The sequence below is a fragment of the Canibacter zhoujuaniae genome (assembly GCF_011752015.1).
Taxonomy (GTDB): Bacteria; Actinomycetota; Actinomycetes; order Actinomycetales; family Microbacteriaceae; genus Canibacter; species Canibacter zhoujuaniae.
Genome location: NZ_JAAIKA010000002.1, coordinates 101922 through 124490 on the forward strand (window position 1 = coordinate 101922; position 22569 = coordinate 124490).

A 22569-nucleotide genomic window follows, 5' to 3' on the forward strand; every position below is an offset into this window, starting at 1 on the left:
GGATGGAGATATGGCCACTACAGAAAAATCACAGGTTGGAGCAAAGATCGTTGCAGCGCAGAAGGCTGGTAAGGATCTTGCAAAAACCTTTCACAAAGAACTCGAAAAAGCTCTCGCTGACAACGGTGCGGCGAGCCGCCACCGGGAGAACAATCTAAAACAAGAGACTGTTGCAGAGCTGAGTGAAAAAATTGAGCGTTCAGGAGTGAAGTACATCTACTATATGCTCCCAACGCTTGGTTCACGCACCGTTGCGAAGATGGTTCCAGCAAAACACTTTGTTCGCAATCTCGAAAAAGGAATCGCATTTCACCGCACCGCGTTGAGCGATTTGCAAACGAATATTTTCGGCAACCTTATTGGTGGCGGTGTCGATGCGAAGGAATTCATCGGCCTGCCAGATCCGGAAACTTTCCAAGCACTGCCTTGGGACGGTGAGGTTGGTCGCATCTTCTGCTCAGCATACGAGCCAGATCACTTCAACGAGGTTGGCGGGCGGCCACTGCAGGTGGATTCACGCGCTACCATGAAGCGGATCCACCAGGTTATGAAAGATGTGTTCGGCCTGACGATGAAATCTGGCACGGAGCCTGAAATGGTCTGGGCTGGTGAGTCGATTAAGACGAATATTATTCCTGGCCACAGCCCCGCCTATCAGGTGGACAACCTTGAGGTCATGCGACCTATATACAAGCGTGTGCAGGAGTATGCAACAGAGCTTGATTTTGACATGATCGAAGGCGACTTTGAAGACAGGGGTCAGATCGAGCTGAACTGGATGTTCGATGAGATCGAGAACACAGCGGATCGTCTTGTCACCTACCGCCAGATCTGCAAGCAGGTTGCTCGCGAATTTGGTGTTCAAGCAAGCTTCATGCCAAAACCTTACGCCGGTTCAATGGGTAACGGCTGCCACCACAACATTTCACTGTGGGATGAGGAAGGCAACAACACCTTTGAAGACCCGGGCCGCACTGAGCTGCACCTGTCCCAAATCGGCCGGTGGGTTGTCGGCGGCATCCTGAAGTATGCGCCCGGCATGATGGCAGTCTTCTCGAGCACCGTGAACAGCTACAAACGCTTTTGGGATCCAGGCCAGTTTGCGCCAGCTCGCGGCAACTGGGGTCTTGATTCACGCGGCGCTATGGTGAGAATCTCGGCAAACGGTCGCGCGGAAGTGCGCGTACCAGATGCTGCGGTGAACCCGTACCTGTCACACGGCCTGCTTGTTGCTGCGGCTGCGGCTGGTATCGGTGAGCAGATCGAGCCACCAAAGCCTGACACTGAGGGCGATGCGATGCCGATGAACCTTGGTGATGCACTTGAGTTGTTTAAATCAAGCGAACTTGTGCAGGCCGTGCTCCCGCCAAAACTGGCAGAGCTTTACTATGAGATGAAATATGATGATTGGGCTCGCTACTGCGGTGCGATTACCGAGTGGGAGTTCAACCAGTACTGGGAGGCGATCCCCTAATGACAGAAAAACTTCGATTGGCGTGTATCGACTCACCCGCGATGCCACTGTTTGGGCTCGCAGATGCGAACGGTGTGCGCGACGGTTATGAACCAGAGGTTGCTAAGCTGCTCGCTGAAGCAACCGGCAGGGTAGTCGAGTGGGTTATGATGCCCTGGGATGACATGCTGCCATCGGTGCAGCAGCACCGTGTTGATGCAGTGCTGTGCGGCCAGGGAATTATCCCCTCACGAGAAGAGCAGGTCGACTTTGTGCGACCCTATGCGGTCTTCAACGAATCGGTGCTTGTTAGGGCAGGAGATCCGGCGCGCAGCCCTGAAGATCTCAACGGGTACAAGGTTGCTGCGATTGCTAACAGTGCAAATATGCGATTGGCAGAAACTTTCCCTGGTGCTATTCTGGTGCCGTTCGGAGCCAGCGATGATGTCTTCTCAGACATGATTGAGGCGGTTCGATCCGGTGAGGTTGACGCGATGGTGGATGATGATGTGGTGACGGTGCCGCTCGGTGAAGAAGCTGACTTTGATCTAGCATTCACCGCAGAAACCCGAAACCCGTGGGGCGTTGGGGTTGCGAAGGATTGCCCTGAGATGTTCCGTCTCCTCAACGATGCGATGACCACGATCATCGAGAACGGAAAGCTCAAAGCAGCGTGGAACAAGTGGTTTCCGCATCTGCCGTATCCGGAAGAATCCTTAGAGGGAGCAACTAAGTGAGTGAAAAACCGCTGATCGGAGTCCCTGCTATGTCCTCTGCGCAGGTCAAGGGGCTCCGCAAGAGCGGATCCACAGTATCGGATACCGTCGTGAAAGCTATTACGGCTGCCGGCGGAATTCCCGTGCTTATCAGTCCCTTTGCGCCTGATGAGATCTGGGATAGCGTAGCGGGAATCGTCCTCCCCGGTGGGAACGATGTGACCCCGAGCCGATACGGGCAGGATCCTCACCCAACTTACGGACCAACCGATTTTGAGGGTCAGGATGAGGCCGATCTGCGTGCTATTTCTGTTGCTGAAGAACGCCGCATCCCTGCGCTTTTAATTTGTCGTGGGATGCAATTGTGGAACGTGCACCGTGGCGGTGACATGATTCAAGATATTGAAAATTCAAAGGATCATGTGGGAACAGAGCATGACGTTGCGATTGCTTCTGACTCGCTTTTGCATTCTCTGTTCGACGGGGCTGACACGGTTAACGTGTCAAGCTATCACCACCAGGCGCTTGGCCGCATAGGTGATGGGCTGCGCGTCGTCGCGCACGGATCAGACGGCACCGTTGAGGCGATTGAAGATCCAGAGTTCGAGATCGTGGCGGTGCAGTGGCATCCAGAAGACCGTTTCGAGCGTATCGCGTCTGACGCGCGATTGTTTGAATGGGTTGTCGCGGCCGCGAAATCACACAGAACCACAGCGTAAACCACGCATCACGGCGCGCTGGCAGGAGGAAATACCTGTCAGCGCGCCGCTGTGTGTTTACCGCACGTCCCAACAGAGGGCGGCGGTACGGGATTAACGGCGGCGGTCTCTGCTACCGCCCAAAGAGCCTAGCCAAGAATCCTTTTTTCTTCTTCTGTTGGGGCGTTGCCGATCCGACAAGCGCCGCAGCCTCGCCGCCTGTCGAGCCAGGGGTGAGCGCAGCAGGCCCAACCCCATCATGCTCATCAACAGCGGATGAGATGTCTAGCACGACATTAACGTCGGTCAGTGTTGTGGTGTCGCCAATTTCACGGCCCTCGGCAATATCGAGCAGCACGCGACGCATAATCTTGCCCGACCGTGTCTTTGGCAGCTCATCAACTATGAACACATCGCGTGGGCGCGCAATCGGGCCAATAATGTTCGCAACGTGTTTTTTCAATTCAGCTTCCGCGCTGTCTGCGGTCACCAGATGCTGTTGACTCTTCAAAATGACAAAGGCCGCAACCGCTTGGCCCGTAGTTTCATCAGAGGCACCCACAACCGCTGCTTCGGCGACAGCGTGATGCTCAACCAGCGCTGATTCAATTTCAGCGGTAGAGAGACGGTGCCCAGACACGTTTAGTACATCGTCCACACGACCGAGAAGCCAGACATCTCCGTCGTCATCAAACCGCGCGCCGTCACCGGCAAAATACTTATCGCCAAATTTTGACCAGTAGGTGTCAATGTAGCGTTGATCGTCACCGAAAACGGTGCGCGCCATTGACGGCCACGGCCGCTCAACCACAAGCAAACCACCCGAACCGTGCGGCACCGGCACAGCCTCATCGGTCACGATATTTACCGCGATCCCCGGCAGCGGCACCTGAGCAGATCCCGGCTTTAAGGTGGTGAGCCCCGGCAGCGCAGAAATCATGATCGCACCGGTCTCAGTTTGCCACCAGGTGTCAACGATAGGGGCAACCCCGCCGCCGATCACCTCGTGATACCAGCGCCACGCCTCCGGGTTGATCGGCTCACCGACGGATCCGAGCAGGCGCAGAGATGATAGATCATACTGCGCGGGCACTTGGCGCCCAACTTTCATGCAGGAGCGAATCGCGGTTGGCGCAGTGTAGAAAATTGAGACTTTATATTTCTCGATGATCTGCCACCAGCGACCCCAGTCAGGAGTGTCTGGGGTGCCCTCGTAGAGCACCTGCGTTGCACCGTTTGCGAGCGGGCCGTAAACAACATATGTGTGACCGGTGATCCATCCAACATCGGCGGTGCACCAGTAAACATCTGTCTCCGGCTTCAAATCAAAAACATTTGAATGAGTTGTCACAGCCTGCGTGAGATAGCCACCACTGGTGTGCAAAATGCCCTTCGGCTTGCCGGTTGTGCCGGATGTGTAGAGAATAAACAGCGGATTCTCGGCGGGGAACCCAACCGCTTTGTGATCCCCCTCAAACGCGGTTATCTCCTCGTGCCACCATAGGTCACGCCCGTCTACCCAATCGACATCTTCACCGGTGCGCTGCACAACGATAACACGCTCAACGCTTGATGTTTCACCATCGTTACTAGCAAGCTGAAGAGCCGCGTCTACCGTTGGCTTTAATGGTGACACTTTGCCTTTTCTAAAGCCTCCGTCAGCCGTGATAACAAGCTTCGCCGCAGCATCGTCGATACGTGCTCTGAGACTGTCGGCGCTGAAACCACCGAATATCACCGAGTGGGTTGCGCCCAGACGCGCGACCGCGAGCATCGAGATAACTGCCTCAGGAATCATCGGCATATAAATCGCGACCCGATCCCCCGCCTGCAGCCCGAGAGCTGCGAGCATGTTCGCAGCGCGTTTCACCTCGAAGGTGAGCTCCTTATAAGTAATGGTGCGAGTATCACCACGCTCACCCTCAAAATGCAGCGCAACACGGTCTCCATTGCCCGCGAGCACGTGGCGGTCAAGACAGTTAAAGGCCACGTTTAGTTCACCATCTGCGAACCATTTCGCAAACGGCGGATTCGACCAATCTAAAACCTCAGTAAACGGTTTTGACCAGGTTAGTCGCGTGCGCGCCTGCTCAGCCCAAAAGGCATCAGGATCAGATTTTGCGGTGTCGTAAATAGTCGCATCACTGATATTCGCCTGCGCTGTAAATTCAGCCGGTGGCGCATATGTTTCGCGCTCCAGCCCGTGCAGCGAGAGACTTTCGATTGTGCCGTGATCTTCAGACATTGACTTACCCCGTTGTTTGCCGTTAAATAACTGCATTAATTATAGACAACTCCGCTGTGGATGCTCTTTCACGGGCAGAGTTTTACAGTTAAATTTAGCTGCGCGAGTTCTCTAAAATTAGTGACACCCGATCGCGCAAATAGGCTTCTAAACTTGGCGCCTGCGCAAGATCCGCTGCGGCGCGCCAGCGCACTTTCAGGGTGTTACCGGAAAGCGCAATCACAGCTTGCGGATCTGCCGCCAGAGCTCGCAAATCCTGTTCGTCTTGCGGCATTTTTGTGCAGCCAAAATTTATCACCGTGCCAGTCGCATATCCGGAGTCGTATGCGAGCCCGGCAAGATCGCGTCGATACTCCTGCGAGTTTGAAACAACGCCAAGACGTTCCCGTTTTGCGGCACGGGTCTGCCCCTCGGCGCACCAAATTTCACCACTTTCTGTCAGCAACAGCACCCCGACTCGATAGGCTTCACCCAGTGTCTCCAGGCGCCATTTGCCACCGAATAGCAGGAGTTTGCGACGCCTACGCCAGTTTGCGAGCACCTCAGGCCGCGCACCAGCATTCTGCAGATCGCGCACAGCTTCAAGCACAAGCTTTGGAATCTGAGACTGCACAAAATCTGTCATGCTTAAAGTATGTCTAAAAATGCGAGTGTGCATCACGAGGTTGAGCTGAAGTTTGAGGCGCCAGTTGGAGCTGAGCTGCCAGAGCGTTGGCCCGCCCACTTAGACCCTGAGCCGATTCAAGTGGTGCAGCTTGAGGCGGTCTACTTCGATACGCCCGATCGCGCGCTTGCCAAGGTGGGCACTGCGGTGCGGCGGCGTGCCGGTGGGCATGACGCAGGGTGGCATATTAAAACCCGGATTAATGAGACTACGCAGGAAGAGACCAGCTGGGAGTTTTGCGACGAAATTCCGGCGGGTGCGGCTACACACCTCAACACTCTTGTGCCAGGCAGCGCGGAGCGGCTTGAAGTTGTTGCGGAAATACGTACTGAGCGTAAAATCACGTTTCTGCACGATCAGGCGACCGTTGCCCGTTACGAAATCGCCGATGATGCCGTAGTCGCTACAGACCGGACGAATGGCGTCACTCGAGCTTGGCGGGAATGGGAGATTGAGGCACTCACCACGGATCACAGCGCGCTGCAAACACTGCAGGAAGCGCTGCTCGCTGCGGGTGCTGCACGCTCTCTCGCAGATAGCAAAATAGCGCGCGCGGCAGGAGCATTAATTCCGCGGGCGCTAGCTAGCGGGGTTGCGGCGGAAAGGATCGCGGCGCTAGCTGTGCAAGACCTTGCGGATCGGCTTGCCGCACAGGAACTGCAAGCCGACACAGCTGATGTAACGACTTCTGAACGAAACACCCGTATTCAAGAATTACGCGGCATCGCGCGGCGGATTGGTGCAAACAAATGAGCAAAAAGGTAACCCGCAAGCAGCGTATCGCGCAGGTGGTGCTCGGGATTTGTGTTGGTGTTGTAGTCGGTTTTGTGTGTGCGCTCATTTTTAACTTCTGGTTGTGGACTCTCACCGGCGCCGTTTTCGGTGCGATTGTTGGCTTGGTCACCACACCGGGCGGCCCAGAAGAGCATGTGAGAAAGCGCCGTTAGACGGGTGCAAATCCCTTGCTGCTGTGGCGCCTAGGCTCTTCACTAGAATTGGGTGTGTGCTTAACAGGCGCTAATTAAACTGCAATGTTTGGAGAATAATGTTTGATTGGAAGCTACACGGTAACGGTAAAAACGTGGCTCCGGATGCGCGTGTGCTTCCAGAAGAGCGTATGACATGGGCGCGCACCATCGGGTTTGGTGCGCAGCACGTGATAGCGATGTTTGGCGCGACCTTCCTAGTGCCACTGATCACAGGTCTGTCACCGACAGCTACACTCTTCTTCTCTGGTTTAGGCACCCTCATCTTCCTTGCGATTACGGGTAATCGGGTGCCGAGCTATCTCGGTTCTTCTTTTGCGTTTATCGCCCCAATCGGGGTGGCAATTGCGGCTAACGACGGGGATACAGGGGCCGCGGGCTTCGGGCTTTTTGCAACGGGTTTGCTGCTGTTCCTGATCGGTTTGCTGGTGCATTTTGTTGGCTCGGGGTGGATCAACCGACTGATGCCACCTGTTGTGATGGGCACAATTGTGGCGCTGATCGGTTTCAACCTGGCGCCGGTTGTGCGCGACAGCTTTTCTGTTGCACCGTATATAGCGCTGATTACAGTCAGCTCAATTCTTCTGATAACCGTGGTTTTCAGAGGGTTTATTGGGCGACTCTCAATCGTGCTCGGAGTCATAGTTGGCTACATTGCGGCGCTTCTTGCCGGGCAGGTTGATACTAAAGCAATTGTGGACGCAGCGTGGTTCGGGCTGCCGTCCTTTAATCTCATGGCTAATCCGTTTGCAAACCCGGCTCTCTGGGGTTTGCTACCCGTTTTTCTGCCGGTGGTGCTGGTGCTTATTGCCGAAAACGTTGGGCACGTAAAATCGGTTGGGCTAATGATCGATCGGAACCTTGATCCGGTGACCGGTAGAGCACTTTTTGCTGACGGTATTGCCACTGCCCTCGCAGGTTTCGGTGGCGGTGCTGGCACCACCACTTACGGAGAAAACATCGGTGTTATGGCAGCCACTCGAGTGTTCTCAACCGCTGCCTATTGGGTTGCGGGCCTGTTTGCGATAGCGCTCTCTTTCTCACCTAAAATCGGTGCGGTTATCAACTCAATCCCGGCCGGAGTGCTCGGCGGCGTCACAGTTGCACTGTACGGCCTGATCGGTTTAATTGGGGTGAAAATTTGGATCGATAACCGGGTTGATTTCAACAGGCCGGTAAACCAGTTCACTGCCGCTATTGCGCTGATTGTTGGTATCGCTAACTTCACCATCGAAAGCGGTGATTTTTACTTTAACGGTATCGCCCTCGGCACCGTTGCAGCGCTCGTTGTTTACCACGGTATGAGTTGGGTCGGGCGGCTGCGCGGTGACCGCAATCCTGATACGGCGGATCGGGCAAACTTGACGGCCTAGTTAGCTGATCCGGCTACTTCTCTGCTGCGTGCATGCTGAAGCAGAGTTAGCGCTGTGTGTATGTGCGTTTTCTGGAATATAAATCACAGCTAGTCGGCGCTGTTCGGGGAAATTCAAAGAATTTCGCAATAGGCTGTTTAGGTGTGGTCTTTTGGAAAGTTATTTGGTCGTAACAGCAACGCCGGCAATGGTGCTGGTCAAGAGCTGCCTGCAGACACCGGTGAAACAGAGGTAATTCACACTGGCCGTTTTGAACCAGGCGCTTTTACAGCTGGCCCGGTAGAGACTGGGCCGGTTGCGCCCACACACCCAGCGGGTGCGCAGGCTGCTGAGGCGCGGGCTGCGAAGGCAGATCATCCTGCGCAGGGAGACAACCGCGCTGCTGAGGAAGCGGTTGCTGAGCAGCCGGTGCTGAAAACAGCGGGGAGTAAAAAATCGCTTAGCGGCACTGCCGCAGAGGCTGCAACCGCACAAGCACCACATGCTGAGAAGCCCGCTTCGATGCCGGCTCCGACTCCAAAATTTGATGTGCTCCACGCTTCCTGGCGGGAGGCTACTGCCCGTCTCGGTGGCGTTAATCCACTGTTGCACTTCGAGGATAAAGAGCGCAACCGCATTGATCTTTCGACCACACACCCAAGCGGTCTTGCGCAGTTTATTACCGGCCAAAAAACCCTTCTTTCTCAACTGATACGCGATGATGTTGCGTTGCGCAAGGCGAAGCGTGCTGCGGCTAATGTTGCTGCGAAGGCTCTCGAGATGCGAAATGTGCGCGGGCTTGAGACTGTGCACCTTGGCGTTGGTATCGCTAAATGGGTGTTCGAGGGGGAGAGCTTTGCAGCTCCCGTGCTTTTGCGCCCGCTCGCTATTCGCCGCTATGGCCGCGATTTTGAAATCAAACTGAAGGGCACGGCGACTGTCAACCCTGAGTTAATTCGGGTGCTCTACCAACAGTTTGGTATTGCGATAGACGCTCGCACTCTGCTCGCGCTATCGCAGTCCGAGGGTGTTTTTAAACCGCAACCTGTTATCGACCGTCTCCGGATGATGGCTGCAGGGGTTGCGGGTTTCACCGTTGAGCCGCGCCTTGTCGCCTCATCGTTTAGCGGAATATCACACCGTATGGTGCAGGACTTAAAAGACCTTGACACCCCTGTTTTGCGTGCTGTCGCAGGTGATCCGACCGCGATCGAACAGCTGCGCCGTGCATACAAGCCGGTGAACCCCACGCCGTTAAACAGTCGCACACCTGAAAATGATCGACTGCTCTATGACGCTGATTCGCAGCAGGATGACGTCATTAGTCAGATTGCTGCCGGGCACTCACTAACCGTACACACCCTGCCGGGCACCGGCGGCACCCAAACCGTCGTTAACGCTATCGGTGAGCTAGTGCGAGCAGGTAAACGAGTGCTGGTTGTCTCCCCGCGTCATGCAACCATTGAAGGAATTTCGCACCGTCTAAACCGAGTCGGTCTGGGCGGTCTCGCCGTGACCCCACGACGGCTGCGTCGCTCACTTGTGGAGGCGATTCGCAGAAATGAGGTCAGCAACCAACAACCAGCTGTTGACGTTGATCAGGCGTTGGTGCGCCTGCGCAATCTGCTGATTGATTATCGCGATGCGCTTGATACCGAAGACAAACAGCTAAACGTGACACCGTTAACGGCGCTGCGAGAGCTGGCGAAACTTTCGATGCTTCCCAACGCGCCACAGACAACTGTGCGCCTGAGCCATTCCGCGCTGCAGTCACTGGCGCTTGATCGTAGCGCTGTTGCGGATGCTTTGATAGAGGCAGCGCGACTTGGTCAATTTGATTACGGGCCGGCAGACTCGCCCTGGTACGGGGTGAGCTTTAACAGCACAGAAGAAGCGCGCAGCGCCTATTCACGCGCAGTGGATTTGGCTGAAACCAAGCTGCCGCGCCTGCACTCAGTAGCCGGTGAAATGATTGTGCAGACTTCACTGCGCCCATACGAAAGCATCACCGAGCTGGGGATTTACATTCGCCTGTTTGAGGGTATTCGTGAGACCCTAGACCGTTTCGTGCCAGAGGTTTATGAGCGGTCGCTCAGTGAGGTCATCGCGGCGCACGCACCGCGATCCGCAAACGATACTATGTCAGCGGCAAACCGCCGCCGCCTGAAGAAACTAGCGCGTGAGTATGTGCGGCCGGGTGTGACCGTAAACGATATGTTTGAGCGTTTGAAGGCGATTCAACAGCAGCGGGTGCTGTGGCATCGGTACTGCACTATTCCTGGTGCGCGCCAAGAGGTGCCGCTCGGCCTAGCTGAGGTCGCAGCAAACTTTGAGCGTGTCTACGATGACCTTGAAAAGCTTGATGCGGTGCTGGGTGTAGCTAGCGATGACCAGCGGTTACGCAACCTTTCAGTTTCAGCTCTCGCACATCGCATTTCCGCCCTTGCGCAGGAGAGTGAAGTCCTTAAAAATATTCAGGAACGCACCGCGATCATGGAGCAGTTGCGTGACGCTGATCTTGGGCAGCTGCTTGATGATCTGTCAGCACGCCATGTGCCAGCCGATGAAGTTGCGGCAGAGTTAGAACAGGCGTGGTGGCAGACCGCGCTGGAAACGATGCTGCATAATAATCCCGCCCTGCTCAGTGCAAATACCGGTGTTGTGGAGCGTCTCGAGTCTGATTTCCGTCTCGTTGATGATGCGCATGCGGGTGCCAATGGCGCAATTCTTGCGTCGCAGTTGGCTGATATTTGGCGAGTCGGAGTGATAGACCACCGGAATGAGGCGAAGGCATTGCGTGAGGCTTTGCGCGCTGGTGGTGCAAGCCCGACCGCTCTTTTAGAAACTGCTCCAACGCTGATGAGTATTTTAGCGCCGGTGTGGGCGATGAGCCCGTACGAGGTGTCGCTTCTGCCTTCGCAGATGCGCTTTGACACTCTGCTGATAGTTGATGCTGCCGGCATCTCGCTGGTTGAAGCTGTTGGCGCTATTCGGCGCGCCAAGCAGGTTGTTGCTTTCGGCGATCCGGTGATTCAGCAACCCTCAAGCTTTGAGGTCGGTGTGCGTGAAACAGATAGCGTCGCAGCTGGCGCTCAGCCACTCACCGAGAGCGTTTACAGTGCGCTGCGGAAGGTGCTGCCAGAACTGCAGTTGACGCGCAGCTATCGGGCGGGCGGGGCTGATCTCACCAAACTCGTGAACGAGAAGTTCTATGAGGGTCAGATTGAGTCGATGCCGTGGGCAGGTTCTTTCCTCGGCCGTTCGAGTCTTGTGCATGAGTATGTGCGCGGCGGTCAGGGCTTGCCAGATCCGGAAAGCGGCGCTGTTGAAAGCACCGACGCTGAGGTTGAGCGTGTAGTTATTCTCGTATTAAAGCACGCTGAGGAGCGCCCGAATGAGTCGCTGATGGTTGTCACCGCCAGCGCAAAACACGCTGTGCGTGTGTGGCAGTCGGTGCTGTCTGCTTTTGCGAAACGTCCTGAGTTGCGCGACTTCCTGTTGGGTGAGCACGCCGAGCCGTTCACGGTTGTGACGATCGAACAGTCGAGTGCGCTCAGCCGCGATCGCGTGATTTTCTCGATTGGTTACGGGCGCACGCCGCACGGGCGTGTGCTGTCTGATTTTGGCCCGCTCAGCCAGCCGGGCGGTGAGCGTCTTATCGCGGTTGCGATGACGCGTGCCCGTCGTGCGATGACTGTTGTCAGCTGTTTCAGAGCGCAGCATCTTGAGAGCATCAATCCTCGTTACGGTGTGCATCAGCTGGCTGCCGTGCTGGGAGCTGAACCGGCTCCGGAGATTGAGGCAACGCTGCCAGCAGAGCCTGACTCTATGGTTGCTGAGCTGGCAGAACGGCTGCATCGCTTGGGTCTGAAGGTGGCTTTGAACTATCAGGGTGTGATTCCGATTGCGGCGGCGTTGGGTGATCGCGCGATTGCGATTGACATCGATTTCAGCGGCGAAGATGAGAGTATGAGGCACACTCTGCGTTTGCGCCCGGCGCTTTTGCGTCGTCTCGGGTGGCACTATCAGCGGGTGCAGAGCTTCGACCTGTTCAGCGACCCACAAGAGGTTGCGGAGCGCGTGGCGGGCATCATCGGTTGGGATCGCGAAACCGCTGCTGCTCGCGAACGGCTGGCAGAGCAGGAGACTGTCGCATATACCGAAACAGAGATCGTGAATGTTGTTGAAAATGACACAGCCACTATCTTTGAGGAGCGCGCAGCCGGAGCGGCGGCGGTAGCTGAATTTGCCACCACTGTTGCTGAAGCTGAAGCTGAAACTGAAACTGAGGTGTTTGACAGCGCAACTGAAACCGCTCAGGGAGTGGAGGATGGGTCTGCAGATTCGCACTCTGCAGGTGCTGTGGAAGCTGCTGCAGAAGCGGAAGATTCTTCAGAAGCGGAAGAATCAGCCACCGATGACTAAGGCAGGGCAGTCTGAGAGTGCAGAGCGGGAAGGGCGCAAAAGTCGCCGCGTGACGCGCCCGACACCTGCTTACGTAGATGACGCTCCGACGCTCGGTGCGCTAGACTCGCAGCCGCTTGCGGATCGCCCAGAAACCTGGGGTGATCAGCCTTTTGGTGGGAATGAGAAGTCTGAGAATGCGGCACGTTTGCGGGCAGAGGTGCCGCCTCATTACGGGAAAACCCACTAGATTACGCACTCTAATGTAGATCTATAATTGCATAAGCAATTAATATTTGCTTTTCTTGTTAAGGCGTGCTACCTTTGTCAAAAATTTAATATGAGGCACTTCGATAGCAAATTTTTTGCTAAGTCGCAGCAATATACTGTGATACCCCAAAATAATCAACGACGATCAATATCGGTGGGTAATCATGTACACACAAACGATTTCAAAACCCAATAACAAACAACAAAGTAATTCTCAATTTTTACCCGTGGGTGTGCAGCGTCACAGTGTTAGGTGTGAAAGTTGGTTGCTAAAGTGGCTGCTGCTCCGATAGTCGAGGTTATCGGAGCAGCAGCTTCTTATAGGCGCATAGGAAAACCTCAAATACAGGGTTTAGATTTTGTTGCCAATGATGAGATAACCGCGCTTATCGGTAGAAACGGTGCGGGAAAATCAACCCTCATGAAAACCATCCTTGGGACGGTGAGGTTGCGTACTGGTGAGATTCAAGTGCTCGGGTTCAACCCTTTCCTGCGCCGCGAAAGACAGCTGCTTATGTCGGATGTTGGCTATTTACCGCAGCAGTTTGGTTACGTGCCAAGTTTTACTGTGTTGGAATTTGTTGCCTACGCGGCTTGGCTGAAAGGGCTTCCTTCAGCTACAGCAAGAACCTGTGCGGAACTTGCGCTCGAACGGGTTGGCATTACTGAGCTTCGCAGTAAGAAGATGGGGCAGCTCTCAGGTGGCATGCGAAGGCGAGCAGGAATCGCTCAAGCAATTGTTCACAGCCCAAAACTATTAATTCTGGATGAACCAACAACTGGTCTTGACCCTGAGCAGCGGGTGAAGTTTAGAAAACTGATAAGTGATTTAGCAGAAACTAGCGCAGTTATTTTAAGCTCTCATCTGGTTGAAGATGTGCGATTTCTCGCCCAGAAAATAACAATTCTTGAAGCCGGTCAGAACTGTTTTACAGGCACCCCAGCAGAGCTTGAAGCACAGGCGCAAACCGATCTGTTAGATGCAACATTACGCAACGCAGAAATAACTCCGCTTGAGAAGGGATATCTGAAAGTAATTTCCAAAGATAGAGGGGAGACAAATGTTATCCCTTGAACTGCGCACATCACCGTTTAAATATGGTGCCTTCGTTATTTATGCGGTTGCAGTAGTGTTTGCGGTTTCTAACTCGTATAAGTGGTTAGCAACTTGGACTAGCGTCACCACTGAAATGCTTGCGGCGCAGGCCTATATTGCTCCGCTTATTTGCTGTTTAGCCGCTTGGAGTGGTTTGCGCAGCAAAAGACAAAAAATGCATGAAACAGAAGCTGCAGCCGTGCGTTCGGTGGCGGCAGTAAGAGCGTTACAGATATTGGCTGATGCGTTCTGGCTTGTAGTAGCTTCGATGGTGGCCTTTTTAGTTTTATTACTGCGTGGTGTGTCTCTATCTTTAAGGGGTACACCAGTGTGGCCGGCGGTGTTGATGGCGCTGTTTGTCTGCCTGCTTTATTTAGCTATAGGGCATACAGTTGCTGCTCTAATTTCACACTGGGCTGCGATACCGTTGGCCGGCGCAGTTGCATTGGCTATATATGTATCTCGAAACTATTTTTGGCAAATCAGGTCTTTATTGTGGCTGAGCCCGATGAACTATCAGGATGGTTTTGCGGTAACAGTACCTAACCCGCTGTTTTATAGTGGCCAGTTGCTTATAGTGGGCGGTTACATTTTAGCCTTGCTCGTGGTTTATTACCTTGTGCGAGGGTCGCGCAAAACTCTGCGGCTCACAACCTTTGCGCTACTTGCCGTGCCGGTTTTGATTGTTGGTTTTGCAACGGTAAAAACTAACAATAGTCCGATGCTAGCCAATCAGCCGAAAATGGTAACTGTTACTGATCCGCGAACAGGGTTTAAACTAACGCTCATTGAAGAATATGAACCCTTAGGTGCTGAGATTGCTGCCGGGTGGGGAAGAATCTCAGAGTTGTTTTCGGAATCAGATTTGCGATTCGACTCACTGCGTCAGCTGACCGATGATGATTTTGATTATTCGGATTTGCCTAAAGGTACCGTTCCGCTAAGCATAGCTTCAAGACCCATGTTTGAGGACTCGGTGGACGTTATTTGGCTGAATCAAATAACTAATTGTGAGCCATTCTCTGGTGAGTTAGGGCTTGCTGGTGATGTAGTAGTTGCTGCTTGGCTTGCTGATCTTAGACAGTTGCCATCTAATGTTGGAGGTGCTAGTAAGGCCGAGATCGATCGTTTAAACTGGCTGCATTCGCTGTCGATTGAGGAAGCTAAAAAATGGGTTACTGAGCATACATATAATATGCAAAACTGCGCCTGGAATAAATCAGATTTTGGATCGCTATGAAGCTGTTTTTGCGCAGCAGGAGCTTTTGGCTGATAGCGGTAACTGTTTTTCTGTTAGAGTTTTCACTGATTTACTGGGGCAGACCAGCGTTTGTTATGCATCGCGACCATTCAGCTATCGCTCTGCCTTTAAGCGTTTTTGCACAGTCGCTTGTGGGTTTCGCTAGCGCTATCACTCTGACTTCGCAAAATGCTTGGCTTGAGATCTTCACTGCGAGAAGACTGGGGTTTAACCGCGTAATTCAGTTCCTCATGCTGAGCGGCTGTGTTGGTGTAGCGCTTCTGTTGGTCGCTTGGCTATTGGGTGCTCAGGGGTCACTAGACGCCTTTGCGCCGTTGCGTGCAGCGCTTGGCATAATGAGTATTGCGGTGATTGCTACAGTTCTTATGGACTACTGGATTGCTGCAAGCTGTGGAATTATTTTTATTTTTATTCCTCTGATTATTAACCCTAAATCTAATCTTTTGTATGCGGTTATCGCTTTTGTGGGCGCTGATGCCCAGTATGCCTGGTGGACGGTGGGTGTTTTATTTGCTGCAGCTGTCATCGTTTTACAAACCGGCATCTGTTGCCGGGTTAAAGAGTGATGATCAGTAAAAAATATGGTGCGACCAAATCATCCCTGGCCGCACCATATTCGTAAAGCAGTTTTTACTGTTTGTTTGCGAGTAGGTCGCGTATCTGCTTTAAGAGCTCTTCCTGTGTTGGCCCCGCCTCACCTTCGGGCTCGACAACACCCTTCTTTGCAGCTAGACGATCATTTACCTTATTCATCGGGGTGATCACGAGGAAGTAGATCACAGCGGCAACAATAAGGAAGTTTACGATGGCGGTGAGAATGGTGCCCGGCATAATCTCGGCACCGTTTATGGTGAAGGCGCCCAGCGAGTCGAAGTTCGGTGCGCCAAAAATGGCCCCGATCAGGTTTAGCAGCTGAGTCGTGAAGTTCTCAACGATCGGGCCAAACGCGCCAGCAATAATCACCGCAACAGCAAGCTCTACAACATTGCCGCGCAAAATAAAGTCTTTGAAGCCCTTAAGCATAATTATTTAATTCCTTTCACAGTTTGCTAACCTGACCATAGCCGAGTATAGCTAGCAGTATCAATGTGTGGTTAGCGTTCGCCAAGCCTGTTGAAGTCTTCCATATTGCGCACCTTGCGTTGCGACCTGCGCCACGGTTCGCGCTCTATGCGCGCACGGTGACGCACACGCCCGCTCTCTTCACTGCGCAGCGTGTGGAGTGCGGCTACCACCGCGACTTTTTCGTGCACTGAAAGATTTCGAGTAACAAACTCAAACTCTGCGGCGTGCACGGCGTCATCAACCGAGAGTTCGGAGCGCTTCGCCGCATCACGGTCGGCAGCGCTCGGCGGGAGATGCTCAAAACTAAATTCGCTCATCGTAATCTGACACCCTACAGCGGAATATTGCCGTGCTTCTTTTTCGGCATATGTGCGCGCTTACCGCGCAGGCCGCGTAAGGCTTTCAGCACCGCAAGTCTTGTGCCAGCAGGCTCGAGCACATTGTCTATCTCGCCACGCTCGGCGGCTAAGAATGGGCTGGTCACCTCAGCGGTGTATTTTGCCGTAAGTTCAGTGCGCAGCGCCTCGACATCTTCGCCAGCGTCCTGAGCCGCCTTAAGCTCTTTGCGATAGAGAATATTCACAGCGCCAGCACCACCCATTACCGCGATTTCAGCTGTCGGCCAGGCAATGTTGAAGTCTGCGCCCATCTGCTTTGAACCCATCACAATGTAGGCTCCGCCGTAAGCTTTTCGAGTAATGATGGTAACCAGAGGGACTGTCGCCTCAGCATACGCGTAAAGCAGTTTCGCGCCGCGCCGGATCACACCGTTGTATTCCTGATCGGTACCCGGCAGGTATCCGGGCACATCAACCAGGGTCAGAATCGGAATAGAGAATGCGTCACAGAAGCGTACAAATCGTGCGGCTTTTTCAGATGCATCGATGTTCAGTGTGCCTGCCATCTGATTTGGTTGGTTTGCCACAATGCCAACAGTGCGACCTTCGATCCGCCCAAAACCGATAACCATGTTCGGTGCAAACAGCGGCTGCACTTCTAAGAAGTCGCCTCCGTCGAGCACCGACTCGATAACCACCTTCATATCGTAGGGTTGATTCGGGCTGTCGGGGATCAGATTGTTTAGTCGACGATCCGCCTCAGTGATTTGATATGCGGTGTCTGTGTCATAGATAGGAGCCTCTGCCAGATTGTTATCTGGCAGATAACTCACAAGAGTGCGTGCGTAATCGAGCGCGTCTTGTTCGTCTGCTGCCAGATAGTGTGAGACTCCGGAGGTCTGGTTGTGGGTGGCAGCCCCGCCGAGCTCTTCAAAACCGACATCCTCACCGGTTACGGTTTTAATCACGTCAGGCCCGGTGACGAACATGTGGCTGGATTTGTCGACCATAATTACAAAGTCGGTGAGAGCGGGAGAATAGACGGCGCCGCCTGCAGAAGGCCCCATCACAATCGAAATTTGCGGAATCACACCCGAACACATCGTGTTCCGTTTAAAAATTTGGGCATACTTCGATAGTGAGACAACGCCCTCTTGAATACGTGCGCCGCCAGAATCCAAGAGGCCAATGATCGGCACACCGGTTTTCAGTGCGAACTCCATCGCCTTCACGATTTTCTCACCCGCAACCTCACCGAGCGAGCCACCAAAGGTTGTGAAGTCTTGAGAATACACAACCACCTGGCGGCCGTGAATCTCACCAGCACCGGTGATCACAGAATCACCGAAGGGACGATTCTTTTCCATCCCAAATGCGGTCGTGCGGTGACGCACATACTTATCAAACTCAACAAATGAGCCAGGATCGAGCAGCTCATTGATGCGCTCACGCGCCGTTAACTTGCCGCGGGCGTGCTGCTTTTCAGCGGCAGCGGCATCACGGTCGCCCACCGCCTGCTGATACTTAATGCGGTGATCCGCAATGCGGCCAGCGGTCGTAGTTAGATCTGGAGTTGCATTTGCCTCAGTCACGTTTTCGATCCTACCTGCATAATCCTCTTACGACTTAAACTATTTGTTGTGGAATTACTACAAACATCGCAGTTAATTGATACCCACTTTCTTCCGGCGGTCGCTTCAACCAACGATGTTGCAAAAGAAATCAGCGCGACGCAAGCAGCTCCGTCACCGTTTCTGGTGGTCACTACTAATCAAACAGCGGGCAGGGGCAGGCGGGATCGAGTGTGGCAGACTCCGCCAGGTGTTGCGTTAGCCACTTCTGTCTACACGCCTAATTGGCAGGCTGTCGCGACTCCGGTTAGTTGGGCTCCGCTGCTTGCCGGATACGCAATCTCGCAGGCGCTCGCAAAATGGTTGCAGGTTTTTGTTAAATGGCCAAACGATGTGCTTGTGTCTCTGCCTGCAGAGCAGACAGATGAGTTAGCGGAGCGTCGTGGGGGTGCCAAACTGTGTGGCGTGCTTTGCGAAACAACCGGCGACGGAGGAATAATTTTTGGCGCCGGTGTTAACGTTTTTACCGCACCAGCGCAGACTGCTGAAGGCGGTGTCAGTATAAAAACTGCGCTTGAGGCGCTCGGCAAAAATCCACTCTCTGCGACGAGTTTTGAGACTCCAGAGGGCCATGCACTGGCTGATGAGCTGCTGCAGCGTTATGTTGCAGAGCTGCTCTCAGGCATCGAATTGGCCGGTGCCGATCCGCAAACATTTCAACGGCGGATCGCTCAAAATCTTGCCTCAGTAAAACGCCGGGTGCGAGCACTGCTGCCGGGAGGTAAAACTCTGAGTGGGTATGCAGTCGGTCTCGGAGCAGCTGGAGAGCTGCTAGTGCGTGATGAGCGCGGCCGCACAGTAGCTGTCGCATCTGCGGATGTTGAGCATTTGCGTTTAGACTAGGAGGGCTATGGCTTATGAATCAACAGAGTATATTGACGAGCCGGAGCGCATTATCGTGCGTTTTCGCCGTCACGGTGCGGTGCTAACCGGCCCGCTCTTAGTGCTGTTGATTTGTGCGGTGCTGGCCGGGGCTTTTATCGGAAAATTTGCAGCTGCCTGGGCTAATTTGTTGGTTGCCAGCGGAATAGCACTGCTTTTAATCGTTGGGTTTGTCGTGCCATTTTTTAAGTGGTTTGCGGGGCGCACAACCATCACCACCAGGCGGGTTATTGTGCGCGGCGGTGTTTTTACGCGCACACGTGAAGAAATCAGTATTGTGCAGGTGCGCACTGTGGCATCACGGCGGAGCCCGCTGCAGCGCCTCGTTGGCGCCGGTGATATCGACCTAACAGTAACCGATTCGGATGCAATGCGTCTTATTAATGTGCCCGGTATCGCAGCCATCTCTGAGGTTTTACAAGAACAGATCGAGAAGCACTATAACGCGCAGGCTCGCACCCAGACGGGGTATTATGCCGGCGGTGTCCCGCAGCCGAATGTGCCGCAGGCGGATGCTGGTAGCAGTTTTGTTGCCAGGCGTCGCAGCTAGCCTGCGTGCGGTGACCTAGTCGGAGTGGCAGCCGCTGTGGGTTAGTGCGCTATCGCAGTCCTATCTGCGCTGTTCGTCAGCGAGTTCGTGGAGACGCTCGATCAACTCATCCGCCAGCTGCACAAGATCTTTGATGGCGCGCTCATTGCGCTCAACCCACATCCACTGCGGATGATCTGAGACCGGAATGAAGTTACTGTGCTGCTCCCACACAAAGAGCGTGCGTTCGGCTTCGAGCACGTGCTGCTGCCAGTAAATCTGCCGCAGATAGTTGCGGGGCACGCCTTTAAACGGCTTATTTGTTGTTTTAATCTCTGACAGCTCGATAATGCCGTTATGCTCACGAATCCCGTCGGGTGTCGCCAGGTGACGACGATTGTTGGGAGCATGATACAACGCCTGGCTCGGATGAATACCGAAATTGGTTTCAACCCAGGCGGCGATGACTGGTTCGCGCTCTATGCCGTGTTGGGTGTAGGCGTTCCCAAACCCACCACCGGAGACACCTTTAAGAAGTTTATTGCGAGCGGTAGATTCGATAGAGGTGCGGCTAGCGAGCTTTGCAACATCACTTGCGGTGATACCGGCATACCGCGCCTGTAGCCACTCGGCATGATTGCTGCCGTCAGTAACTAAACGCTCTAGAAAACTCACTCAAATATTCTGCCAGTGGCTGTGCCTTTGCACTCTGGGCGTGGCGGAGTTTCGTGTTTTGGGGGATGCGCAGGCTGACCGCAGGTCGGTCATAGATAATTCATAGGAATATTGTAAATAATTGAGTCTATGGCCCCACAACTTACTCGCTCAGGCGGTGCCGCACTGCGCGCACTCGTGGTAGACGATGAAGAATCAATTCGCTCACTGGTGGCGATGGCCCTCCGCTACGACGGATGGGAGGTTGAGCTCGCCGAGAATGGCGCTGTCGCGATAGAAAAGGTGCGCACCTTTGACCCTGATGTTCTAGTGCTGGATATTATGATGCCAGAAATAGACGGTTTGGGCGTGCTCTCAAAAATCCGCAGCGAAGGATACTTGGTGCCCGTGCTCTTTCTCACCGCGAAAGACTCTGTTGAGGATCGGGTGCAGGGGCTGACGGCCGGTGGTGATGATTACGTTGTGAAGCCGTTCAGCCTAGAAGAACTGATAGCGCGGCTGCGCGGCCTTGTGCGACGCTCACAGCTTGCAGCCCCACAAGAACCGGACGCTATTTTACGTGTCGGGAATCTCAGCCTCAACGAAGACAGCTATGAAGTTTCGCGCGGCGGGACGAATATCGAGCTCACATCAACAGAGTTTGACCTTTTGCGCTACCTGATGAGCAACCCGGGGCGGGTGCTCTCAAAGGCGCAAATTCTTGACCGCGTGTGGTCCTATGACTATCAGGGCAAAGACACTGTGGTTGAGCTTTATATCTCCTATCTGCGGAAGAAGATAGATGTGCTCGGCGATAAAATGATCCACACTGTGCGCGGTGCGGGCTACATGATCAAACCTTAAGCCCCGCGGGTGATGGATTTCGAGATCGCCTGCTTGCGCGGATCCGCACACATCAGGTATATTAGATATCTGGCCAAAGACCGCCGGTAAGAGAATATTCTCTCGTAACGGGCCTCGAAAGAGAGCCGACCTGCGCAGGTACGAGTTTTTACTCCTTGAGAGTCTGCTCTGTGCGTGCGCACGGAGCTTTTTTAGTTTTACTGGAAAAGCAAGGTGTGCGGCCCCCGACAGCAACCGCTGCCGGGTCTAGAAAAGTTAGGGAGCGCCATGGCGACGAAGGATGCTGCGGTTGTTGATCTTCAGAAGAAGTTTGAAGAGTCAAACGCCGTCTTGCTGACCGAGTACCGCGGTCTGACTGTTGGTGAGATGCGCGAGTTGCGCAACTCATTCCGTGCAGACGCGTCGTACGCCGTGGCGAAGAACACACTGGTCAAGATTGCCGCAAACAATGCGGGCATCACCGAACTCGACGATCTGCTGAGCGGCCCAACCGCTGTTGCTTTCGTTACCGGTGACACCGTAAATGTGGCAAAGGGCCTGCGTGACTTCGCTAAGGCACACCCTCAGCTCGTAATTAAGGGCGGCATCTTTGATGGCAACGCTCTTGACGCTGCTGAGGTGAACAAGCTCGCTGATCTCGAGAGCCGCGAGGTGCTGCTTGCAAAGGCAGCCGGCGCAATGAAGGCATCTCTGTCCAGCGCAGCTGTTCTGTTCAACGCCCCAATGGCCGGGTTTGCCCGTGCCGCAGGTGCGTTGCGCGACAAGCAAGAGGCATAACAAACCGAGATCGGTTTACCAAAAAACTAAATTGCTCGTAACGCACGGGCGAAAATGTTCACAGTAGTGAGCGATAAATTCAAGGAGAAATAAAATGGCTAAGCTTTCAACCGAAGAGCTTATTGAGCAGTTCAAGGAGCTCACCCTCATCGAGCTCTCAGAGTTCGTAAAAGCATTCGAAGAGACCTTCGAGGTTTCTGCTGCTGCTCCAGTAGCAGTTGCTGCTGCACCTGCTGCAGGTGGCGACGCTCCTGCAGCTGAAGAGAAGACCGAGTTTGACGTTGTACTCGAGTCAGACGGCGGCTCAAAGGTTCCAGTTATTAAGGTTGTGCGTGAGCTCACCAGCCTCGGCCTCGGTGAGGCAAAGGCACTCGTAGAGTCAGCTCCAGCAACTGTTCTCGAAGGTGTTAAGAAGGAAGCAGCTGAGGAAGCAAAGACCAAGCTCGAAGAAGCTGGTGCTACCGTTAAGCTTGCTTAAGTTCTGTGTTAGTCACGCGCTCGTCGCGTAACTAACGACGCCCCGGGTTTCCTGTGTGTTGCCCGGGGCGTTTTGTATTGTTTCGGGTAAACTAAATACCGGCTCCTCGTGCGACGTTATCTTGGTTAACTCCCCCAGGGCAGAAATGCAGCAAGGGTACCTGAGCTCTGACGGGTGTGCGAGGGCCGTTTTGTTTCTGTGGAGCT

The 22569-nt window shown here is 54.0% G+C and carries 22 protein-coding genes and 1 other RNA gene; 17 read left to right on the top strand and 6 right to left on the bottom strand.

Annotated elements, in window-relative coordinates; genetic code table 11:
- The first annotated feature begins 10 nt into the window (after positions 1-10).
- From HCQ99_RS05110 to HCQ99_RS05120, 3 genes are read left to right on the top strand one after another with little or no spacing between them, the layout of a single operon-like run.
- Positions 11-1474, top strand: a complete 1464-nt coding sequence (locus HCQ99_RS05110; protein ID WP_166986901.1) for a glutamine synthetase family protein — start codon at positions 11-13, stop codon at positions 1472-1474.
- Complete coding sequence (locus HCQ99_RS05115) at positions 1474-2190, top strand: substrate-binding periplasmic protein (protein ID WP_166986904.1); 717 nt, start codon at positions 1474-1476, stop codon at positions 2188-2190. The genes HCQ99_RS05110 and HCQ99_RS05115 overlap by 1 nt, the downstream gene beginning before the upstream one ends.
- Positions 2187-2888, top strand: coding sequence for a gamma-glutamyl-gamma-aminobutyrate hydrolase family protein (locus HCQ99_RS05120; RefSeq protein ID WP_166986907.1), 702 nt, complete (start codon positions 2187-2189; stop codon positions 2886-2888). Before HCQ99_RS05115 ends, HCQ99_RS05120 begins: the two co-directional genes overlap by 4 nt.
- 112 nt (positions 2889-3000) lie before the next feature.
- On the opposite strand, the gene acs is transcribed toward HCQ99_RS05120, so the two are convergent.
- The gene (gene acs, locus HCQ99_RS05125; protein ID WP_166986910.1) at positions 3001-5112 is read right to left on the bottom strand and encodes an acetate--CoA ligase; all 2112 of its coding nucleotides are present in this window, start codon (positions 5110-5112) and stop codon (positions 3001-3003) included.
- 94 nt (positions 5113-5206) lie between these two features.
- Positions 5207-5737: a hypothetical protein gene (locus tag HCQ99_RS05130; protein ID WP_166986913.1), complete on the bottom strand. Its 531-nt coding sequence runs from the start codon at positions 5735-5737 to the stop codon at positions 5207-5209.
- Between the two features lie 9 nt (positions 5738-5746).
- Between HCQ99_RS05130 and HCQ99_RS05135 the strand changes: the two genes are divergently transcribed.
- The 8 genes from HCQ99_RS05135 to HCQ99_RS05170 all read left to right on the top strand — a co-directional run bounded on the left by HCQ99_RS05135 (position 5747) and on the right by HCQ99_RS05170 (position 15711).
- The gene (locus HCQ99_RS05135; protein ID WP_166986916.1) at positions 5747-6529 is read left to right on the top strand and encodes a CYTH domain-containing protein; all 783 of its coding nucleotides are present in this window, start codon (positions 5747-5749) and stop codon (positions 6527-6529) included.
- The gene (locus HCQ99_RS05140; RefSeq protein WP_166986919.1) at positions 6526-6723 is read left to right on the top strand and encodes a hypothetical protein; all 198 of its coding nucleotides are present in this window, start codon (positions 6526-6528) and stop codon (positions 6721-6723) included. Before HCQ99_RS05135 ends, HCQ99_RS05140 begins: the two co-directional genes overlap by 4 nt.
- 98 nt (positions 6724-6821) lie before the next feature.
- Positions 6822-8135: a uracil-xanthine permease family protein gene (locus HCQ99_RS05145; RefSeq protein ID WP_208317176.1), complete on the top strand. Its 1314-nt coding sequence runs from the start codon at positions 6822-6824 to the stop codon at positions 8133-8135.
- 141 nt (positions 8136-8276) lie between these two features.
- Positions 8277-12539: a DEAD/DEAH box helicase gene (locus HCQ99_RS05150; RefSeq protein WP_208317177.1), complete on the top strand. Its 4263-nt coding sequence runs from the start codon at positions 8277-8279 to the stop codon at positions 12537-12539.
- Complete coding sequence (locus tag HCQ99_RS05155) at positions 12532-12768, top strand: hypothetical protein (RefSeq protein WP_166986922.1); 237 nt, start codon at positions 12532-12534, stop codon at positions 12766-12768. Before HCQ99_RS05150 ends, HCQ99_RS05155 begins: the two co-directional genes overlap by 8 nt.
- A 282-nt stretch (positions 12769-13050) precedes the next feature.
- A complete protein-coding gene (locus HCQ99_RS05160; RefSeq protein WP_166986925.1) occupies positions 13051-13863 on the top strand; it encodes an ATP-binding cassette domain-containing protein in 813 nt (270 codons plus the stop codon).
- The gene (locus HCQ99_RS05165; protein WP_166986928.1) at positions 13850-15124 is read left to right on the top strand and encodes a hypothetical protein; all 1275 of its coding nucleotides are present in this window, start codon (positions 13850-13852) and stop codon (positions 15122-15124) included. Before HCQ99_RS05160 ends, HCQ99_RS05165 begins: the two co-directional genes overlap by 14 nt.
- Positions 15121-15711 (top strand): hypothetical protein, encoded by a 591-nt coding sequence (locus HCQ99_RS05170; protein ID WP_166986931.1) that lies wholly within the window; start codon positions 15121-15123, stop codon positions 15709-15711. Before HCQ99_RS05165 ends, HCQ99_RS05170 begins: the two co-directional genes overlap by 4 nt.
- Positions 15712-15775: 64 nt before the next feature.
- Here the strand turns inward: HCQ99_RS05170 and mscL are convergent, their stop codons facing one another.
- The 3 genes from mscL to HCQ99_RS05185 all read right to left on the bottom strand — a co-directional run bounded on the left by mscL (position 15776) and on the right by HCQ99_RS05185 (position 18140).
- Positions 15776-16168: a large conductance mechanosensitive channel protein MscL gene (gene mscL, locus HCQ99_RS05175; protein WP_166986934.1), complete on the bottom strand. Its 393-nt coding sequence runs from the start codon at positions 16166-16168 to the stop codon at positions 15776-15778.
- Between the two features lie 71 nt (positions 16169-16239).
- The gene (locus HCQ99_RS05180; protein ID WP_166986937.1) at positions 16240-16527 is read right to left on the bottom strand and encodes a hypothetical protein; all 288 of its coding nucleotides are present in this window, start codon (positions 16525-16527) and stop codon (positions 16240-16242) included.
- A gap of 14 nt (positions 16528-16541) precedes the next feature.
- The gene (locus tag HCQ99_RS05185) at positions 16542-18140 is read right to left on the bottom strand and encodes an acyl-CoA carboxylase subunit beta (RefSeq protein WP_424945200.1); all 1599 of its coding nucleotides are present in this window, start codon (positions 18138-18140) and stop codon (positions 16542-16544) included.
- A gap of 48 nt (positions 18141-18188) precedes the next feature.
- Between HCQ99_RS05185 and HCQ99_RS05190 the strand changes: the two genes are divergently transcribed.
- On the top strand, positions 18189-19022 hold the full coding sequence (locus HCQ99_RS05190; protein WP_166986940.1) for a biotin--[acetyl-CoA-carboxylase] ligase: 834 nt from the start codon (positions 18189-18191) through the stop codon (positions 19020-19022).
- A 7-nt stretch (positions 19023-19029) separates the two neighbouring features.
- On the top strand, positions 19030-19611 hold the full coding sequence (locus HCQ99_RS05195) for a PH domain-containing protein (RefSeq protein WP_166986943.1): 582 nt from the start codon (positions 19030-19032) through the stop codon (positions 19609-19611).
- A gap of 60 nt (positions 19612-19671) precedes the next feature.
- Here HCQ99_RS05195 and HCQ99_RS05200 read toward each other — a convergent pair whose 3' ends face one another.
- Positions 19672-20265, bottom strand: coding sequence for a YqaJ viral recombinase family protein (locus tag HCQ99_RS05200; protein WP_166986946.1), 594 nt, complete (start codon positions 20263-20265; stop codon positions 19672-19674).
- A 129-nt stretch (positions 20266-20394) separates the two neighbouring features.
- Between HCQ99_RS05200 and HCQ99_RS05205 the strand changes: the two genes are divergently transcribed.
- From HCQ99_RS05205 to ffs, 4 genes are all read left to right on the top strand, one after another.
- Complete coding sequence (locus HCQ99_RS05205) at positions 20395-21108, top strand: response regulator transcription factor (RefSeq protein ID WP_166986949.1); 714 nt, start codon at positions 20395-20397, stop codon at positions 21106-21108.
- Positions 21109-21375: 267 nt separating this feature from the next.
- The gene (gene rplJ / locus HCQ99_RS05210) at positions 21376-21885 is read left to right on the top strand and encodes a 50S ribosomal protein L10 (RefSeq protein ID WP_166986953.1); all 510 of its coding nucleotides are present in this window, start codon (positions 21376-21378) and stop codon (positions 21883-21885) included.
- 94 nt (positions 21886-21979) lie between these two features.
- Positions 21980-22363, top strand: coding sequence for a 50S ribosomal protein L7/L12 (gene rplL / locus HCQ99_RS05215; RefSeq protein WP_166986956.1), 384 nt, complete (start codon positions 21980-21982; stop codon positions 22361-22363).
- A 96-nt stretch (positions 22364-22459) separates the two neighbouring features.
- An RNA gene (gene ffs, locus HCQ99_RS05220) (signal recognition particle sRNA small type) lies at positions 22460-22557 on the top strand.
- Positions 22558-22569 lie beyond the last annotated feature (12 nt).

What these genes read in the sequence shown, in the direction of transcription:
- HCQ99_RS05135 (WP_166986916.1), top strand. Translation starts at nt 5,747, where the DNA reads ATGTCTAAAAATGCGAGTGTGCATCACGAGGTTGAGCTGAAGTTTGAG.
- HCQ99_RS05155 (WP_166986922.1), top strand. Translation starts at nt 12,532, where the DNA reads ATGACTAAGGCAGGGCAGTCTGAGAGTGCAGAGCGGGAAGGGCGCAAA.
- HCQ99_RS05205 (WP_166986949.1), top strand. Translation starts at nt 20,395, where the DNA reads ATGGCCCCACAACTTACTCGCTCAGGCGGTGCCGCACTGCGCGCACTC.
- HCQ99_RS05165 (WP_166986928.1), top strand. Translation starts at nt 13,850, where the DNA reads ATGTTATCCCTTGAACTGCGCACATCACCGTTTAAATATGGTGCCTTC.
- HCQ99_RS05115 (WP_166986904.1), top strand. Translation starts at nt 1,474, where the DNA reads ATGACAGAAAAACTTCGATTGGCGTGTATCGACTCACCCGCGATGCCA.
- rplJ (WP_166986953.1), top strand. Translation starts at nt 21,376, where the DNA reads ATGGCGACGAAGGATGCTGCGGTTGTTGATCTTCAGAAGAAGTTTGAA.
- HCQ99_RS05180 (WP_166986937.1), bottom strand. Translation starts at nt 16,527, where the DNA reads ATGAGCGAATTTAGTTTTGAGCATCTCCCGCCGAGCGCTGCCGACCGT.
- HCQ99_RS05195 (WP_166986943.1), top strand. Translation starts at nt 19,030, where the DNA reads ATGGCTTATGAATCAACAGAGTATATTGACGAGCCGGAGCGCATTATC.
- HCQ99_RS05140 (WP_166986919.1), top strand. Translation starts at nt 6,526, where the DNA reads ATGAGCAAAAAGGTAACCCGCAAGCAGCGTATCGCGCAGGTGGTGCTC.
- HCQ99_RS05145 (WP_208317176.1), top strand. Translation starts at nt 6,822, where the DNA reads ATGTTTGATTGGAAGCTACACGGTAACGGTAAAAACGTGGCTCCGGAT.
- HCQ99_RS05110 (WP_166986901.1), top strand. Translation starts at nt 11, where the DNA reads ATGGCCACTACAGAAAAATCACAGGTTGGAGCAAAGATCGTTGCAGCG.
- rplL (WP_166986956.1), top strand. Translation starts at nt 21,980, where the DNA reads ATGGCTAAGCTTTCAACCGAAGAGCTTATTGAGCAGTTCAAGGAGCTC.
- mscL (WP_166986934.1), bottom strand. Translation starts at nt 16,168, where the DNA reads ATGCTTAAGGGCTTCAAAGACTTTATTTTGCGCGGCAATGTTGTAGAG.
- HCQ99_RS05170 (WP_166986931.1), top strand. Translation starts at nt 15,121, where the DNA reads ATGAAGCTGTTTTTGCGCAGCAGGAGCTTTTGGCTGATAGCGGTAACT.
- acs (WP_166986910.1), bottom strand. Translation starts at nt 5,112, where the DNA reads ATGTCTGAAGATCACGGCACAATCGAAAGTCTCTCGCTGCACGGGCTG.
- HCQ99_RS05130 (WP_166986913.1), bottom strand. Translation starts at nt 5,737, where the DNA reads ATGACAGATTTTGTGCAGTCTCAGATTCCAAAGCTTGTGCTTGAAGCT.